Here is a 16234-nt window from a genome sequence, read left to right as displayed (position 1 = left end):
ATTGTCCCCGAACCGTCCGCCGTGCGCGAAACATCGCGCGCGGCGGGCCAGTTTGTCGTACCGGCGAGGTAGGTTTTTCGCAGGGCACAGTTGAGGCCTGTTGAGGGAGGGCACGCATGGCAACTCGGGACAGCGGCGGCCAGTCGCAGTCGGGCAAGGCCCGCCGCGATCAGGAGACAGAGGACGTCACCACCGAGGCCAACCCCGAGGTGGCCGAACGGCAACAGGAGATCACCGAAGACGTCGACGACCTGCTTGACGAGATCGACTCGGTTCTCGAGGAGAACGCCGAGGAGTTCGTAAGGGGGTACGTCCAAAAGGGCGGCCAGTAGGCTTTAGTCCGGTTTGGTGCGGCGCGGCGGGTGTGTCCTGCGGCGCCGCAACCATTGCGGCAAGGGGTGTATGGGCGCGCATCGTCGCGTCTGCGCCGCGCCCAAGATAGTCTGCTCCAGCGCCGCCTCAATCGCGGCGCCTACATCTGAAAGGGACCACGTGGCAACGGGATTCGATCCTTCCGGGCGCCTACCCGCTATCTTCACCAACGCGGGCACCTCGTCGTTCACGCAGTTCCTGAGCCAGGTTGCGCCCGAGCTGATGCCCGGCCGCCGGCCGCTGCCGCCCGGCACCGCCCACGAGCTCGCTCCCCACGCGACCACGATCGTGGCGATCGCCGCGAGCGACGGCGTGGTGATGGCCGGCGACCGCCGCGCCACGATGGGCAACCTGATCGCCAGCCGCGACATCGAGAAGGTGCACCCCGCCGACGAATACTCGTTGGTCGGCATCGCCGGCACGGCGGGCATCGGCATCGAGCTGATGCGCCTGTTCCAGGTCGAGCTCGAGCACTACGAGAAGATCGAGGGCGCGATGCTCTCGCTCGACGGCAAGGCCAACCGGCTGGCCGCGATGATCCGCGGCAACCTCGGCGCCGCGATGCAGGGCCTCGCGGTGGTGCCGCTGTTCGCCGGCTTCGACCTGTCGGCCACCGACCCGACCAAGGCCGGCCGCATCTTCAGCTACGACGTGACGGGCGGCCCTTACGAGGAGCGCGGCTACGACGCGATCGGCTCCGGCTCGATCTTCGCCAACTCGGCCCTCAAGAAGCGCTTCCGCGCCGGCCTGACCGTCGCCGACGCGACCCGGCTCGCGGTCGAGGCCCTCTACGACGCGGCCGACGACGACACCGCCACCGGCGGCCCCGACCTGACCCGCCGGATCTTCCCGGTGGTGATGACCGCGACCGCGGAGGGCACTCACCGGCTGACCGACGAGGAGACCGCCGAAATCGCCAACGCGGTGGTGTCGGCCCGCATGGAAAACCCGGGCGGCTGAGCCCCGATGGCTGATCTGTTGTCCGACCTCGACCACCGCTAGGAGCCGCCGCCGTGGCGATGCAGTTCTACACCAACATCGACCAGATCATGCGCGACCGCTCGGAGCTGGCCCGCAAGGGCATCTCCCGCGGCCGCAGCGCGGTAGCCCTGACCTACACCGGCGGCGTCCTGTTCGTCGCCGAAAACCTGTCGAGCTCCCTGCACAAGATCAGCGAGATCTACGACCGCATCGGCTTCGCCGCCGTCGGCCGCTACAACGAGTTCGAAAACCTCCGCCGCGCCGGCGTCCGCATGGCCGACCTCAACGGCCTGAGCTACGACCGCCGCGACGTCACCGGCCTGGCGCTGGCCAACGCGTATGCACAGACCCTGGGCGCCATATTCAGCGACCAGCAGAAGCCGTTCGAGGTCGAGATCTGCGTGGCCGAGGTCGGCATCACCCCGGCCGACGACCAGATCTACCGCCTGGCCTACGACGGCTCGGTCAACGACGAGCCGGGCTTCATGGCCATGGGCGGCCAGGCCGAGGCCATCGCCAACGTCCTCAAGGGCGCCCACCAGCCCGACATGTCCCTGACCGACGCGGTCAAACTGGCAGTCCGCGCGTTGAGCAGCGTGGGAGGCGACGGCGGCGCCGCCCGCACCATCGCGGCCAACCAACTAGAGGTGGCCATCCTCGACCGAGCCCGCCGCGGCCGCACCTTCCGCCGCCTAACGGGCACGGTCCTGATCGACCTCCTGAACGGCGGCACCGCCGCGCCGTCCTCGTCGTCGAAGCCAAAGCCCTCCGGCGACGAGGCAGACAAGCCCGCCGAGGGCAAGGAAGGCGCCAAGCCCCCGTCGTCGGGCCCGGACAAGCCGACCTCGTCAGCAGGCTCCGCCGACCTGGAGTAAGCAGTCGGTCAGGTCTGGCCCAGCTCACCCCGCAGCAGCCCTCCCCGCACCAAGGTGTGTGGGGAGTGGCCGCAGCCCCGGCCGTTGGTGACAGGTCTGCTTGGCGCCCAGGCCATGCCCTGCATCTGATTGCGTGCGCGGTTCGCCTGGATGGAGTGTGTTCTCCGCGTGATTCGCGACGCCTTCTCGCACATCAGGCGGGCGGACCGTCGTCTAAGCGTTCGCGTGAGGCTCGGCGACGTCATCCTGCTGCCACACCATCTCGAACAGCTCCGCGACCGCGCTGGGGTCGCCGGACGCAGCCGTTCGCGCGACGTCGTTCATGGCTTTCTCGCGACACGTCGTGGGTTCTTCCGAGATGCCTGGCCCTCGACGGACCTGAAGCGCTCGCACAAAGCCATCATCCTAGGATGATTTAGAGCGTGGCGTCCACTGCACGGGCCGGGCGATCAGGCTCACGACAAGATCGAGGCGGCCGAGGCACCTCCGGCGCCGGGGCCCGCGGCGGCACGGCGCACCGTGACTGGCGCACGCCGGCGAAGCCGCAGGGCTACGGCCGGCCCGGACCGCGTAGCGCGGGCCTGGGCCCTTTCGCGCCTCTGATGGGCGAGCCGAGGCGCCTGCCGCCGCCCCTGGCCGCAGGATTCCCGGGATACCGGTGGGATGGGCACGTCGCTAATCCAGGACGCCGCCAGGCAGCAACTGGGCCCGCCAAGGGCCGTGATGGTCGGACAGTGCATCGCGTTGGTCCGGTCTGGGGCGGCGGATCTGTCAGGTCGATCTTTGTTTCGACAGATCCGCCGCCCCAGATCGGCGTGGGTCGTCTCCGTCCTGGGCGAGCCGGGTCCGGGCGGCGGTTCGACGCGCCGCGCGCCGCGATGATCGGCAGGGGAGGGCCGCCTCAACCTCTCGTGTCCGGTAGGCCGGTGCTCGGCCGCTGACTGCAGCGTGGCGCGAGCCCAGGCGCCCTGTTGTCTGGCGGGCCGTCGCCGGTCGCCGACGCCGCATGGCGGCGTGCGGCGTCCGTCCGGCCGCCGCGGCCCTGGCAGCTGGCACGGGGGCGGCGGGCCTACACCCGGCGCCGGACCGTCGCGTCCCGCGGCCACCGCTCTTAACGTCCCGGTCCATGGGTGGGCGCCAACGGGGTGCGTGGCATGCGGGCTATCGCGCCTGGGGTCCCTGGGTCGGTGGGTGGGCGGCGCCGGGGTGCGTGGCATGCGGGCTATCGCGCCTGGGGTCCCTGGGTCGGTGGGTGGGCGGCGCCGGGTGCGTGGCATGCGGGCTATCGCGCCTGGGGTCCCTGGGTCGGTGGGTGGGCGGCGCCGGGTGCGTGGCATGCGGGCTATCGCGCCTGGGGTCCCTGGGTCCGTGGGCAGGCGCCGCCGGGGTGCGTGGCATGGCGGCCTAGGTGTGCGTTGCGGGGGCCTAGTGCGCTTTGCGCGGCCACGGCAGCGAGGCATGCGGCCTAGCTGCCTTCGCGCGGGCCCGGGTGCTCGGTGCGAGGCAACGGGGCACCGGGGGCGCACACGTGCGTGGCCCGCAGCCGGTGCACGGCATGCGGCCTATGTGCGGTGTGCGGACCTAGGCGCGCGGAGCGAGGCACGCCGGCTCCGTGCGTGGCCCGCGGCCGGTGCGCGGGCCGTCGCCTGCGCCGCCGGCGTGTCGCTTGAGGCCGCGCGTGTCGCTCGGCCGGCGGGAGGTGCTGTGCGGGGCTACGTGTTCTTTTATGTAGCTACATAAAAGAACACGTAGGCACCGTGACACACCCACCCGACCCCGCGGGGCTAGCGGCCGCCGTTGCGGATGGTGCGGAAGAGGGTGGTCAGGGCCGCCCCGTAGATTTCCGAGAACGTGGGGAACGGTTGGATTGTGTCGCGCAGGATCTCCAACGGGATCTGGGCCCGGATGGCCAGCGTCGCCTGTTGCAGCCACTCGCCGGCCTCCGGGCCGACGGCATACGCGCCCGTCAGGCGCGAGCCGTCGCTCAGCAGCGTGAGGAAGCCGTTGGACTCCGCGTAGGCATGGGTGTAGGTCGCCGTCTTGGCCACCTCCGACAGCTTCGCCGTCGCGGTGTAGGTCGCCTCCGACGCACCTACCGCGCCTACTGCCGGGTCGGTGTAGACCACCCGCGGCACCGCGTCGTAGTTGGCCTCCCGGGGCTCGCCCAGGATGTTCGACGCGACCACGTCGCCCTGGTATTTGCCTACGTGGGTTAAGGGGAAGAGGCCTGTCACGTCGCCGATTGCCCATACGTGGTCGGTCACCCGGAGGGTGGCGTCTACCGGGATTCCCTGCTTCGTCGCCGTCACGCCGATTGTCTCCAGGCCGATGTCCGTCACGCGGGGGCGGCGGCCTGTTGCTACCAGCAGGCGGTCGCCGCGGAGTTCCTGGCCGTTGTCCAGCGTCAGCACGTAGTCGTCGCCGTCCATGCGGGCCGCCGTCGCGTGTGGGCCGGACACCAGCTCGATGCCGTCACGCTCCAGGATCTCGGCCAGGGCCGCGCCCAGCGGCGCTGGTTCGCGGGCCAGCAGGCGGCCGCTCAGGACCACCTCGCCGCCCAGGCGGCGGACTGCCTGGGCCATTTCCGTGCCCACCGGGCCGCCGCCCAGGACGATCAGGCGGCGGGGGACTTCCTTCATGCCGGTGGCCTCGCGGTTGGTCCAGATGCCGGGTAGGTCTCCCAGGCCAGGGATGGGCGGGATGAAGGGGTACGAGCCGGTGGCCACGACAATATTGGTGGCGGTGTGGCGGACGCCGTTGACCTCGACCGCGCCTGGGCCGGCCAGTTTGCCGGTGCCGCGCAGCAGCGTGATTCCTTTGCTTTCGAGCCAGCTCAGCGCGCCGGTGTCCGAATAGTTGGAGACCATGAAGTCGCGGTAGGACAGCGCCGCCGCCACGTCGACCGTTGCCGTCGCGGCCGCGTCGCGGGCGGCCTGCACCGCCTCGCCGGGGCGCAGCAACGTCTTCGACGGGATGCAGGCCCAGTAGGAGCACTCGCCGCCGACCAGCTCGCGTTCGACCAGGGCGACGCGCAGGCCGCCGTCGGCCAGGGCGCCGGCGCAGTGTTCGCCGGGGGAGCCGGCCCCGATGACGATCACGTCGTAGTCAGCTGTCATGGGAGCAACGCTCCCATGACCGCGTGTCTGTCGTGCGGAGGCCCGCTTCGGCCTGCGACAGTTTCGCCATGCGTAGTGACATCATCACGGGCGGCGTTTTTCCTGACTACGCGCTGCCCGACCAGACCGGCACCGTCCGCCGGCTGAGCGAACTCCAGGGCGACGACCCGATGATCCTCACGCTGGCCCGGGGCCACTATTGCCCGAAGGAACACCAGCAGCATCTCGACCTGGCGTCGTTCCAGTCGAAGGTCGACGTGGCCTACACCCAGATCGCCACGATCATCACCGACGACCACCACACGATGCAGGAGTTCCGGGCGTCGGTGGGTGCGCACTGGACGTTTCTGTCCGACCCGGGCCGCACGGTGCAGCAGGACCTCGACATCCAGGAATACACCGACCCCGAGAACAACCCGATGATCCCGCACACCCTGGTGCTCAAGCAGGGGCTGATCGTCCACAGTGTCTACAACGGCTACTGGTTCTGGGGGCGGCCGTCGCTCGACGACCTCTGGCGCGATCTGCGGCAGGCGACCAGCGAGATCCGGCCCGACTGGGACCTGGCCACGCCTGGGCTACGTGCGGCCTGGGATGCCGGCGACCGCTCCAAGTTCCACGGGTACGACCGGAAAGCGAAGAGCTAGGTCAGGCCGAACAGTGGCAGGCAGGGCGCGAGGCCCGTCATCGTGACCGGTGGCCGGTCGAGCGCCGCCCAGCGCTCGCGGGTCAGCCGCAGCCGCTGGGAGACCACGACGTCGCCGTGCAGCAGGTCGCGGGTGATGCCGTCGTCGGTGTAGCCGAGCTTGCGGGACACACCGATCGGGGCCGGGTTGTCGACGAACGACGCCGTCACCGCGTCGGTCGCGGACAGGCCGGCGAACGCCAGGTGCAGCACCGCGTGCCGCATCGCCGTGCCGATCCCGCCGCCCTGGTGGCCGAGCCCCAGCCAGGACGACGTGGCGACCTCGCGGAGCAGCGCGAACGACGACGCCCGCAGGCTCTGCACGCCGATCGGCACACCGTCGGCGAACACGCCCAGGCCGAGATACCAGTTCTCCGGGGTCCATTCACCGCGGCCCGACCACGCCGACTGGATGACCCACCGGGCCCGTTCCGCCGGCGGTAGGTCGGTCCACGGGGTCAGGAACGTGCGCGCGCCGGACTTCTGCACGCCCTCCGCGGCGACGGAAGCCAACACCGGCAGCTCGGCGTCGGTGGGCAGCCGCAGCTCGACCGCGCCTACCTGGATCCGCAGGCCGAACAGCGGCCAGTGCTCAGCGAGCACGGACCGCTCCGGCCGCCACCGCCGCCGACAGCGAATCGCGCCAGTCGGCCATGGGCGACAAACCCGCGGAAGACCATCGATCATGACCCAGCACGCTGTACGCCGGTCGCGGTGCCGGCCGGACGAAAGCGGCGCTGGTCGTCGGGCGGATCCGCGCCGGGTCGAGCCCGGACAGCTCGAAAACCGCCCGCGCGAAGCCGAACCAGGTGGTCGCACCGGAAGCCGTGCCGTGGTAGATGCCGGCGGGCGCCGACGGCGCGGCGGCCAGCGCGACCAGTTGCCGCGCCAGCTCGAGCGACCAGGTCGGCTGACCGCGCTGGTCGTCGACCACGTCGAGGGTCTCGCGGGCAGCCGCCAGCCGCAGCATCGTCGCCGGGAAGCTGTTGCCGTGCTCGCCGTAGAGCCAGGCCGTGCGGACCACGTAGCCCGACGACGGCAGCAGCGACAGGACGGCCTGCTCGCCGACCAGCTTGCTGCGACCGTAGGCGTTGACGGGGGAGGGCGGCGCCGACTCCGGGTAGGGCGCGGACGCCGACCCGGACAGCACATAGTCGGTGGACACGTGGATCAACCGGGCGCCCGAAGCGGCGCACGCCGTTGCCAGGAAAGAAACGGCCGTCCCGTTGAGGGCCGTCGCCGCATCCTCGGCGGTCTCGGCGCCGTCGACGTCGGTCCACGCGGCCGCGTTGATCACCAGGTCGTGCCCGGGCACCGCCGAGGCCACCGCCGCCGGGTCGGTCACGTCGAGATCCGCACGCCGGGCGGCGGAGACCGTGAACGCGGGCGACGCGGACAGCACCGAGACCAGATCCGACCCCAGCATGCCGCCGGCGCCGGTCACCAGGACCTTGGTCATCGGGCCGCGGCCGCCTTCAGCGGCTCCCACCACGAGCGGTTCTCCTTGTACCAGGCCACGGTCGCGGCGAGCCCGCGGTCGAGGTCGACGCTCGGCGCGTACCCGAGCTCGCTCTGGATCTTGGCAATGGACAGCGAGTAGCGGCGGTCGTGGCCCTTGCGGTCGGCCACCGGCACGACCTGGTCCCAGGACGCGCCGCACGCCTCCAACAGCCGCTCGGTGAGCTCCTTGTTGGTCAGCTCGGTGCCGCCGCCGATGTGGTAGACCTCGCCGGCCCGGCCCTTGTCCTGCACCAGCGCGATGCCGACGCAGTGGTCGTGCACGTGCAGCCAGTCGCGGACGTTGCCGCCGTCGCCGTAGAGGGGCACCGTGCCGCCGTCGAGCAGGTTGGTCACGAACAGCGGGATGACCTTCTCCGGGAACTGGTAGTGCCCGTAGTTGTTGGAGCAGCGGGTGACGACGACGTCCATGCCGTGGGTGCGGTGGTAGGCCAGCGCCAGCAGGTCGGAGCCGGCCTTCGACGCCGAATAGGGCGAGTTGGGCGCCAGCGGCCAATCCTCTGTCCAAGATCCGTCATCGATCGACCCGTAGACCTCGTCGGTCGAGACGTGGACGAACCGGCCGGTGCCGTGCCGCAGGGCCGCGTCGAGCAGCGTCTGGGTGCCGAGCACGTTGGTCGTCACGAAGACGCCGGCGCCGTCGATCGACCGGTCCACGTGGGACTCGGCCGCGAAGTGCACGATCACGTCGTGGTCGCGGACCACCTCGTCGACCAGCGCGACGTCGCAGATGTCGCCCTCGACGAAGCGCAGCCGGGGGTCGGCGGCGACCGGCGCGAGGTTGGCCCGGTTGCCCGAGTAGGTCAACTTGTCGAGCACCGTCACCGCGCTCGGTGCCAGGTCGGGCCCCGACCCCGGGGTCAGCAGCATGCGGACGTATTCCGAACCGATGAACCCGGCGCCGCCGGTCACGAGGATCCTCACGGGTTCCGGAGTCTACGCGACGGGCACCACCCAGTAGGCTGCCCGCCGTGCGAGGGATTCTTCTGGCTGGCGGCACAGGATCGCGGTTGTGGCCGATCACGATGGCCGTGTCGAAGCAGCTCATGCCGATCTTCGACAAGCCGATGATCTATTACCCGCTCTCCACGCTGGTGATGGCCGGGATCGACGAGATCCTGATCATCACCACGCCCGACGACCAGGCGCAGTTCCGCCGGCTGCTGGGTGACGGCAGCCAGTTCGGGCTCAAGCTGCGATACAAGGCGCAGGCCCGGCCGGAGGGGATCGCCCAGGCGTTCCTGCTCGGCGAGGAGTTCATCGGCGACGAGTCGGTGGCCCTGATCCTCGGCGACAACATCTTCCACGGCGGCGGCCTGGGCCGTCAGCTTGGCGACACCAGCCCGCTGGTCGGCGGCCGCGTCTTCGCCTATCCGGTGGCCAATCCCCGGGAGTACGGCGTCGTCGAGTTCGACGCCGACGGCAAGGTGCTCTCGATCGAGGAGAAACCGGTCAAACCCAAGTCGCGGTACGCCGTACCCGGCCTGTATTTCTACGACAACCGGGTCGTGGAGATCGCCAAGGGGCTCAAGCCGAGCGACCGGGGCGAGTTGGAGATCACCGCGGTCAACGAGGCCTACCGCGAGTGGGGCGAGTTGACCGTGACCGTGCTCGACCGGGGCACCGCCTGGCTCGACACCGGCACGTTCACCTCGATGATGCAGGCCGCCGACTACGTCCGCGTGATCGAAGAACGGCAGGGCCTCAAGATCGGCTGTGTCGAGGAGGTGGCCTGGCGCGCCGGGCTGATCGACGACGCCACCCTGCGCGACCTGGCCGGCCCGCTCACCAAGAGCGGCTACGGCGACTACCTGTTGAGCCTCCTGGCCGAGAAGGCGGAAAACGCATGAAGACCCGTGAGCTGGGCATCGAGGGCGCAGTGGAGGTCACCCCGCAGCAGCACGGCGACCCGCGCGGACTGTTCCTGGAGTGGTTCAAGGCCGAGACGTTCGAGGGCGTGACCGGCCACCCCTTCACCCTGGCCCAGGCCAACATGTCGGTCTCCGCCCGTGGTGTGGTCCGTGGCGTCCATTTCGCCGACGTGCCACCGGGGCAGGCCAAGTGGGTCACCTGCGTGCGCGGCGCCGTGGTCGACGTGGTGGTCGACATCCGGGTCGGCTCTCCGACCTTCGGCCAGTGGGAGGCGGTCCGCCTCGACGACGTCGATCGGCGGGCGGTCTATCTCCCCGAGGGGCTCGGCCACGGCTTCTGTGCGCTGACCGACGACGCGACGCTGGCCTATCTCTGCTCGACCGGCTACAACCCGGCGGGCGAGCACACCGTTCACCCGCTCGACCCGGAGTTGGCCATCGAGTGGCCGACCGCGGTGCCGATCCTGTCGGCCCGTGACGAGGCGGCCCCGTCGCTCGCGGAGGCCAAGGCGGCCGGGCTGTTGCCGGACTACGAGACCTGCCGGGCGTACCTCCGCTCCCGAAAACCAGACGAACCGGGCGTCTAACGTACGCCATGAATGTTTTCGGCCATCGCGAAGATGACCGGGCGTCGCGGCACTGACCACCGATGGGTTTTGCCGGCTAGTGTCTTGCTATGGAGCGGCGAATCTTCGGGCTCGAAACGGAATACGGCGTCACCTGCACCTACCGCGGGCAGCGCCGGCTGTCCCCGGATGAGGTGGCGCGCTACCTGTTCCGGCGGGTGGTGTCGTGGGGCCGATCGAGCAACGTGTTCCTGCGCAACGGCGCGCGTCTCTACCTCGATGTCGGATCCCACCCCGAATACGCCACGCCCGAGTGCGACTCGGTGGCCGACCTGGTCGCACACGACCGGGCCGGCGAGCGGATTCTCGAGGGGCTGCTGGTCGACGCCGAGAAGCGGCTGCACGACGAGGGCATCGCGGGCGAGATCTATCTCTTCAAGAACAACACCGACTCGGCCGGCAACTCCTACGGCTGCCACGAGAACTACCTCGTGTCCCGGCACGGCGAGTTCGGCCGCCTGGCCGACGTGCTGATCCCGTTCCTGGTCACCCGGCAGCTCATCTGCGGCGCCGGCAAGGTGCTCCAGACCCCGCGCGGTGCGGTCTACTGCCTGTCGCAGCGGGCCGAGCACATCTGGGAGGGCGTCTCCTCGGCGACCACCCGCTCCCGGCCGATCATCAACACCCGCGACGAGCCGCACGCCGACGCCGAGCGCTACCGCCGGCTGCACGTGATCGTCGGCGACAGCAACATGAACGAGGTCACCACGCTGCTCAAGGTCGGCACCGCCGACATCGTGCTGCGGATGATCGAGGCCGGCGTGGTCATGCGCGACCTCTCGCTGGAAAACCCGATCCGGGCGATCCGCGAGGTCTCGCACGACGTGACCGGCCGGCGCAAGGTCCGCCTCGCCAACAACAAGGAGATCAGCGGCCTCGAGATCCAGCAGGAATACCTGTCGAAGGCGACCGAGTTCGTCGAGCGCCGGGGCGGCGACCAGACCGCCAAGCGGGTCGTCGAGCTGTGGGGCCGGGTGCTCCGGGCGATCGAGACCGGTGACCTCGAGCCGGTGTCGCGCGAGATCGACTGGGTGACCAAGCTGCGGCTGATCGAGCGCTACCAGGACAAGTTCGACCTCCCCCTGTCCCACCCCCGGATCGCGCAGATGGACCTCGCCTACCACGACCTGCGGCGTGGGCGCGGGCTCTACGGGCTGATGGAGAAGCGCGGCCAGGTCGACCGGGTCGCCACCGACCTGGAGATCTTCGAGGCCAAGGAGACCCCGCCGCAGACCACCCGGGCGCGGCTGCGCGGCGAGTTCATCCGGCACGCCCAGGAGAAGCGCCGCGACTTCACCGTCGACTGGGTGCACCTCAAGCTCAACGACCAGGCCCAGCGCACGGTCCTGTGCAAGGACCCGTTCCGGGCCTACGACGAACGGGTCGAGCGGCTGATCGCGAGCATGTGACGCGTCCGGGTAGTCTCTGGGCACCATGAGCGTCCACCACCAGCAGCGCGACGACGCGCCCGACGCCACGGCCGCACGCCGGGCCGGGCTGTCCATGCCCGAGACGCGCCCCGACGTGATCAAGCAGGGCTGGCTGCAGAAGCGCCGGCAAAAGGTGATCGAGGAAGTCGAGCGCAACCGCCGGGGCGACTACCGGGTGCCCACCTGGGTGCTGGCGGTCCTACTGGGCGCCGTGCTCGCCGGCTGGCTGTTGCTGATCTTCCTCAACGACTAGCTGGGCCGCGTGCCGGCCCGCGGCGGCCGCGGTGAGGAAATAGCCGTAGTCGGCGTCGAGGCCGCGGCCCATCGTCGACAGCGGCACGGGTGAGGCCCGCAGCGCCGCGTCGAGACCCTCGGTGGCCACCCGCACGATCCGGTGCCGCACCGACAGGTCGCCGAGCTGCGCCTCCACCCGGGCCGCCAGCCCCGGCGTCAGGCCGTCGGGCAGCGGCAGGTCGCAGGGTGCGAGCGCGACCCGCCCGTACGCCGTCAGGCTGTGGTGGGAGATCCCCTGGTGCCGCTCCCGTGGATCGGCCGCGGAGATCCGCAGCGCGCCGACCGCCCGGCCGCCCAGCACGCCGGTCGCGTTGACCGCCTCGCCGACCGCGACGCCGGAGAACGCCCAGGGCAGCCCCGCGCCCAGGTTGCCCGGCCCCTGCGCCACGATCGCGATGTCGGCGCCGAGCGCGTAGCGGGCCGCGAGCAGCCCGCTGTGGGTCGTGACCGACTCCAGGTCGCCGCCGAACGCCTGACCGACCGTGACCGTGCCGGCCAGCCGGTCGCGCAAGCCGTCGAGGGTGCGGGAGAACCACGCCGGCAGCGCGCCGCCGTCGGTCATCACGTAGGCGATCCGCGTGTCGGGGTGGTCGGCGTGGATGCCGGCGACCACCGCGGGCAGGGCCGAGTGCAGGTCGGCGGTGACCACCGGCATGCCGCCCAGCGTCTCGGCGGCCGCGATCGCGGCGTGGTGCGGCGACGACGGCTCCTCGACACCGCGCACGATCGCCTGCAACGGGGTGTAGCGGGCCTTGACCACGTGGCCGTCCATGCGGTCGGTGCCGGTGCCCGGCGGGTCGGCGGGCAACCGGTCGGGCAGCGCCACGACCAGCGCGTAGCCGCCGGTGCCGAGGCCCATCAACTGGGCGTTGACGTTGAGCAGCACCCGGTCGCCCGGCTCGGGCTCGCCGACCAGCGCGGGGTAGGCCAGGGCCCGGGTCACCGACCCGTCGACGGTGACCGACAGTTCCACGGCGCCGCGCCAGCGTCGCCGCACCTCCGCGACCACACCGGAGCGCCATCTGACCATGGCAGGAAAGGTTACCGGTCGTCCTCGTCGCGTCCCGCGCGGCGCCGGGTCGGGTCGAGGAACACGTAGCGGATCGACGGGTAGATGCTGATCAAGCGGCGTTCGGCCTCGTCGGCGGCGGCCTCGATGGCCGCCCCGGTTGCCGTGTCGTCGAAGTCGACCTTGGCGGCGACCAGCACGTCGTCGGGGCCGAGTTGCATGGTCAGCAACTGGTGGACGCGGTCGACGGTGGGCACCGCGGACAGTTCCTGGCGCAACCGCAGGTGCAGGCGGCGCGGGACGGACCGGCCGACCAGCAGCGAGACGTTGGCCGCCGAGAGGGTGGCCGCCACGATCAGCAGCAGCACGCCGATGCCGATCGACGCGACGCCGTCCCAGACCGGGTCGCCGGTGGCCTCGGTCAGGCCCAGGCCGGCGGCGGCCAGCGCGAGGCCGATCAGGGCCGCGCTGTCCTCGAGGAAGACCGCCTTGACGGCGGTGTCCGGGGTCGCCCGCAGGAAGCGGAAGGGCGAGGTGCGCCAGCGGGTGGCCTCGCCGCGCACCTGGCGCAGCGCCCGGTAGAAGGAGATGCCCTCCAGGACCGCCGAGACGGCCAGCACGATGTAGCCGACGATGAAGTCGCCGATGTCTTCACCGTGCAGGATCGTCTCGGTGCCGTGGTAGATCGAGAAACCGGCACCGGCGACAAAGGTGAACAGCGCGGCGATGAACGCCCAGACGTAGCTCTCCTTGCCGTAGCCGAAGGGGTGCCGGTCGTCGGGGTCCTTCGCGCCGCGCCGCAGCGCCGTGTAGAGCAGCACCTCGGTCGTGGTGTCGGCGACCGAGTGGGCGGCCTCGGAGAGCAGCGACGCCGAGCCGGTCAGCAGGCCGGCGACGAACTTCGCCACGGCGATCGCGAGGTTGGCGAGGCCGGCGATGATCACCGTGAGGACGGACTCCGACGCCTCGTCGTCCTGGTCGGGGATCGCGGCGTGCCCAACCTCGGGCTCGCCCTCCAGCTCCACGTCGTCGTAGTCGGACGGGCGGTCGGGGTCTTCCGAGGTCACGATGGTCAGGCTATGCCCCGCACGGGTGTGCGCACACGCGTACCAACACTGCTAGCGTCTTGGGAGTGTCGCGGACCCGCACCGAGCGCCTGGTCAACCTGGTGATCTGCCTGCTGTCCACGCGACGGTTCCTGACCGCCGCGCAGATCGCCGCGACCGTTCCCGGCTACGAACACGACCCCGAGGATCCCAAGGACCACGAGGCCTTCCAGCGCAAGTTCGAGCGCGACAAGTCCGAACTGCGTGAGCTGGGCGTTCCGCTCGAAACCGGGGTCGCCAGCGCCTTCGACACCGAGCCCGGCTACCGCATCGCGCGGCGCGACTACGCGCTGCCCGACATCCCGCTGGCGCCCGACGAGGCCGCCGCCGTGGGCATCGCCGGCCGGCTCTGGCAGCACGCCGGCCTGGCCGCCGCCGCGTCGTCGGGGCTGGCCAAGCTGCGCGCCGCCGGCGTCGACGTCGACCCGCAGGCGACCCTGGGCGTCGAGCCGATCGTCCGGGTCGACCCCACCTTCGCGCCGCTGACCGCGGCCGCCCGCGACCGGCGCACGGTGGCCTTCGACTACCGGGTGCCCGAGCAGGACGGCCCGACCAGCCGCCGCCTCCAGCCGTGGGGGGTGGTGTGCTGGCGGGGCCGGTGGTATGTGGTGGGCCACGACCTCGACCGCAACGCGCCGCGCTGCTTCCGGCTCTCCCGGGTGGTCGGCGGGGTCCGGCTCACCGGCCGGCCGGGCGCCTACCAGCCGCCCCGCGACCTCGACCTGATCAGCTACGTCGCCCGGTTCAGCGGGCCGATCGAGCGCACCGGCCGCACCACCGTGCTGGTCCGCAAGGGCCGGGCGGCCGGGCTGCGGCGCTGGGCGCAGGAGACGACGCCGGGGCCCGAGGTCGACCGGGTCGTGCTGCGCTACGCCGACGTTGACTTCATCGCCACCCAACTCGTCGGCTACGGCCCCGACGTGCGAGTGGTCGAGCCGCCCGAGGTGCGCGAAGCGGTGATCCAGCGACTCAAGGAGACCGCGGCCCGCCACGACACCCCGGTGCACGCATGAGCGAGCGAAGCGAGCGCAGCCGGCTCAGTGGCCTGCGGGCACGCCCCGCCGAGCGAAGCGAGGCGCACGCATGACCGCGCCGTTCGGGCGGGGGCCCGCGGTGCGGCCCAGTGCTGACCGGCTCGGTCGGCTGCTCAACCTCGTGCCCTATCTGCTCGCCCGGCCTGGCATCGAGGTGGCCCAGGCGGCCGGCGACCTGGGCGTGACCGAGCGCCAGCTCCGCGAAGACCTCGAGCTGCTGTGGGTCTGCGGGCTGCCCGGCTACGGCCCGGGCGACCTGATCGACATGGCGTTCGACGGCGACCGGGTGACGATCACCTACGACGCCGGCATCGACCGGCCGCTGCGGCTGACCCCCGACGAGGCGCTGGCGCTCGTCGTCGCGCTGCGGATGCTCGCCGAGACGCCGGGGATGGCCAACCGCGACGCGATCGAGCGGGCCCTGGCCAAGATCGAGAATGCCGCCGGCGACCTGGCCGACGCGCCGGTCGCGGTGCGGATGCCGGGCAGCGACGATCGGCTGGCCACGCTGCGCGGCGCCGTCGAGCGGGGCCGGGCGCTGCGGATCACCTACTACGCGCAGACCCGCGACCAGACCACCGAGCGGGTGATCGACCCGATCCGGCTGCTGATGGTCGAGGGCCGGGCCTACGTCGAGGCGTGGTGCCGGCGGGTCGAGGCGGTCCGGCTGTTCCGGGCCGACCGGATCGACGCGTTGGTCGAGCTCGACGAGCCGGCCGCGCCGCCGCACACCGCCGAGCTGCACGACGTCAGCGACGGGGTCTTCACGCCCGGCGCCGAGCTGCCGCTGGTCACCCTCAAGGTGGGCCGCGGCGGTCGGTGGATCACCGAGTACTACCCGTGTGAAGACGTGCGGCCCGACCCGGCCGAGCCCGACGAGTGGGTGGTCTCGCTGCGGGTCACCGACCTGGCCTGGGCGCAGCGCTTCGTGCTCGGCCTCGGCCCCGACGCGACGGCCGTGTCACCGCCCGAGCTGGTCGAGCGGGTGCGGGGCGCCGCCACGGCGGCTCTCGACGCGTACGCGGCGCCGGTCCCCGAAACCATCTAGGCTGTCCGCCGTGGTGCTCTGGATCGTGATCGGCGTTGCGGTGCTCGGCCTGCTCGTGCTGGCCCTGGCCGCCCGCGCGGTGCTCGCCCGCCTGCCCGAGCTGGCCCGCGCGCTGCGCCGGCTCGAAGACCGTCAGGCCAGGGCCCAGGCCCTCGGCGACGAGCTGGCCGTGTTGCAGGAGCGTGCGGAGTCGGTGCGGCAACAGACCGTGGTCACGCAGCAACGCATTGAAGTGATCAAGGCGGCTCGCGGTCGGGCGTGACGCCCTA

17 protein-coding genes are annotated in these 16234 nt (G+C 71.3%); 11 read left to right on the top strand and 6 right to left on the bottom strand.

What is annotated here, in order from left to right; translation table 11 throughout:
• Positions 1–116 precede the first annotated feature (116 nt).
• The 3 genes from DFJ67_RS37555 (at position 117) to prcA (ending at position 2228) form a co-directional block, all read left to right on the top strand.
• Positions 117–332 (top strand): ubiquitin-like protein Pup, encoded by a 216-nt coding sequence (locus tag DFJ67_RS37555; RefSeq protein ID WP_116073798.1) that lies wholly within the window; start codon positions 117–119, stop codon positions 330–332.
• Between the two features lie 160 nt (positions 333–492).
• The gene (gene prcB, locus DFJ67_RS37550) at positions 493–1332 is read left to right on the top strand and encodes a proteasome subunit beta (protein WP_203783507.1); all 840 of its coding nucleotides are present in this window, start codon (positions 493–495) and stop codon (positions 1330–1332) included.
• 53 nt (positions 1333–1385) lie between these two features.
• Positions 1386–2228, top strand: coding sequence for a proteasome subunit alpha (gene prcA / locus DFJ67_RS37545; RefSeq protein WP_116073794.1), 843 nt, complete (start codon positions 1386–1388; stop codon positions 2226–2228).
• A 1784-nt stretch (positions 2229–4012) separates the two neighbouring features.
• Here prcA and DFJ67_RS37540 read toward each other — a convergent pair.
• Positions 4013–5344 carry a dihydrolipoyl dehydrogenase family protein gene (locus DFJ67_RS37540; protein ID WP_116073792.1) on the bottom strand — a complete coding sequence of 444 codons (1332 nt, stop codon included), beginning with the start codon at positions 5342–5344 and terminating at the stop codon, positions 4013–4015.
• A 68-nt stretch (positions 5345–5412) separates the two neighbouring features.
• Here DFJ67_RS37540 and DFJ67_RS37535 point away from each other — a divergent pair, with 68 nt between their 5' ends.
• Entirely contained in the window at positions 5413–5991 is a 579-nt protein-coding gene (locus DFJ67_RS37535; protein WP_116073790.1) for a redoxin domain-containing protein, read from the top strand.
• Here DFJ67_RS37535 and DFJ67_RS37530 read toward each other — a convergent pair.
• From DFJ67_RS37530 to rfbB, 3 genes are read right to left on the bottom strand one after another with little or no spacing between them, the layout of a single operon-like run.
• Positions 5988–6632, bottom strand: a complete 645-nt coding sequence (locus DFJ67_RS37530; protein WP_116073788.1) for a GNAT family N-acetyltransferase — start codon at positions 6630–6632, stop codon at positions 5988–5990. The two genes, DFJ67_RS37535 and DFJ67_RS37530, sit on opposite strands and share 4 nt — an antisense overlap.
• Positions 6622–7488, bottom strand: a complete 867-nt coding sequence (gene rfbD / locus DFJ67_RS37525) for a dTDP-4-dehydrorhamnose reductase (protein WP_116073786.1) — start codon at positions 7486–7488, stop codon at positions 6622–6624. Before rfbD ends, DFJ67_RS37530 begins: the two co-directional genes overlap by 11 nt.
• Positions 7485–8471 carry a dTDP-glucose 4,6-dehydratase gene (gene rfbB, locus DFJ67_RS37520; RefSeq protein ID WP_116073784.1) on the bottom strand — a complete coding sequence of 329 codons (987 nt, stop codon included), beginning with the start codon at positions 8469–8471 and terminating at the stop codon, positions 7485–7487. The genes rfbD and rfbB overlap by 4 nt, the downstream gene beginning before the upstream one ends.
• A gap of 47 nt (positions 8472–8518) precedes the next feature.
• Here rfbB and rfbA point away from each other — a divergent pair, with 47 nt between their 5' ends.
• From rfbA to DFJ67_RS37500, 4 genes are all read left to right on the top strand, one after another.
• The gene (gene rfbA / locus DFJ67_RS37515; protein WP_116073782.1) at positions 8519–9397 is read left to right on the top strand and encodes a glucose-1-phosphate thymidylyltransferase RfbA; all 879 of its coding nucleotides are present in this window, start codon (positions 8519–8521) and stop codon (positions 9395–9397) included.
• Positions 9394–10005, top strand: a complete 612-nt coding sequence (gene rfbC / locus DFJ67_RS37510) for a dTDP-4-dehydrorhamnose 3,5-epimerase (RefSeq protein WP_116073780.1) — start codon at positions 9394–9396, stop codon at positions 10003–10005. The genes rfbA and rfbC overlap by 4 nt, the downstream gene beginning before the upstream one ends.
• Positions 10006–10094: 89 nt before the next feature.
• Positions 10095–11453 carry a Pup--protein ligase gene (gene pafA / locus DFJ67_RS37505; RefSeq protein ID WP_116073778.1) on the top strand — a complete coding sequence of 453 codons (1359 nt, stop codon included), beginning with the start codon at positions 10095–10097 and terminating at the stop codon, positions 11451–11453.
• A 94-nt stretch (positions 11454–11547) separates the two neighbouring features.
• Positions 11548–11727 carry a hypothetical protein gene (locus DFJ67_RS37500; RefSeq protein ID WP_116077111.1) on the top strand — a complete coding sequence of 60 codons (180 nt, stop codon included), beginning with the start codon at positions 11548–11550 and terminating at the stop codon, positions 11725–11727.
• Here the strand turns inward: DFJ67_RS37500 and DFJ67_RS37495 are convergent.
• Together DFJ67_RS37495 and DFJ67_RS37490 are read right to left on the bottom strand one after the other, a co-directional pair.
• Positions 11674–12798 (bottom strand): DUF3866 family protein, encoded by a 1125-nt coding sequence (locus DFJ67_RS37495; RefSeq protein WP_116073776.1) that lies wholly within the window; start codon positions 12796–12798, stop codon positions 11674–11676. The genes DFJ67_RS37500 and DFJ67_RS37495 overlap by 54 nt on opposite strands.
• An 11-nt stretch (positions 12799–12809) precedes the next feature.
• Positions 12810–13763 carry a cation diffusion facilitator family transporter gene (locus DFJ67_RS37490; protein ID WP_239097140.1) on the bottom strand — a complete coding sequence of 318 codons (954 nt, stop codon included), beginning with the start codon at positions 13761–13763 and terminating at the stop codon, positions 12810–12812.
• Positions 13764–13909: 146 nt separating this feature from the next.
• On the opposite strand from DFJ67_RS37490, the gene DFJ67_RS37485 reads away from it, so the two are divergent.
• The 3 genes from DFJ67_RS37485 (at position 13910) to DFJ67_RS37475 (ending at position 16227) form a co-directional block, all read left to right on the top strand.
• Positions 13910–14896: a helix-turn-helix transcriptional regulator gene (locus DFJ67_RS37485; protein WP_116073774.1), complete on the top strand. Its 987-nt coding sequence runs from the start codon at positions 13910–13912 to the stop codon at positions 14894–14896.
• A gap of 70 nt (positions 14897–14966) precedes the next feature.
• Positions 14967–15965: a helix-turn-helix transcriptional regulator gene (locus tag DFJ67_RS37480; protein ID WP_116073772.1), complete on the top strand. Its 999-nt coding sequence runs from the start codon at positions 14967–14969 to the stop codon at positions 15963–15965.
• 10 nt (positions 15966–15975) lie between these two features.
• Complete coding sequence (locus DFJ67_RS37475) at positions 15976–16227, top strand: hypothetical protein (RefSeq protein WP_116073770.1); 252 nt, start codon at positions 15976–15978, stop codon at positions 16225–16227.
• Positions 16228–16234: the final 7 nt, after the last annotated feature.

The sequence above is a fragment of the Asanoa ferruginea genome (genome assembly GCF_003387075.1).
GTDB lineage: Bacteria > Actinomycetota > Actinomycetes > Mycobacteriales > Micromonosporaceae > Asanoa > Asanoa ferruginea.
The sequence above is the reverse complement of the archived record's forward strand: the minus strand, read 5'-3'. Positions and strand labels throughout refer to the sequence as shown.

Bases quoted from the DNA above. Each gene is read 5' to 3' on its own strand.
- DFJ67_RS37555 (WP_116073798.1), top strand. From the start codon at position 117: ATGGCAACTCGGGACAGCGGCGGCCAGTCGCAGTCGGGCAAGGCCCGC.
- DFJ67_RS37540 (WP_116073792.1), bottom strand. From the start codon at position 5,344: ATGACAGCTGACTACGACGTGATCGTCATCGGGGCCGGCTCCCCCGGC.
- DFJ67_RS37535 (WP_116073790.1), top strand. From the start codon at position 5,413: ATGCGTAGTGACATCATCACGGGCGGCGTTTTTCCTGACTACGCGCTG.
- rfbD (WP_116073786.1), bottom strand. From the start codon at position 7,488: ATGACCAAGGTCCTGGTGACCGGCGCCGGCGGCATGCTGGGGTCGGAT.
- rfbC (WP_116073780.1), top strand. From the start codon at position 9,394: ATGAAGACCCGTGAGCTGGGCATCGAGGGCGCAGTGGAGGTCACCCCG.
- pafA (WP_116073778.1), top strand. From the start codon at position 10,095: ATGGAGCGGCGAATCTTCGGGCTCGAAACGGAATACGGCGTCACCTGC.
- DFJ67_RS37500 (WP_116077111.1), top strand. From the start codon at position 11,548: ATGCCCGAGACGCGCCCCGACGTGATCAAGCAGGGCTGGCTGCAGAAG.
- DFJ67_RS37495 (WP_116073776.1), bottom strand. From the start codon at position 12,798: ATGGTCAGATGGCGCTCCGGTGTGGTCGCGGAGGTGCGGCGACGCTGG.
- DFJ67_RS37480 (WP_116073772.1), top strand. From the start codon at position 14,967: ATGACCGCGCCGTTCGGGCGGGGGCCCGCGGTGCGGCCCAGTGCTGAC.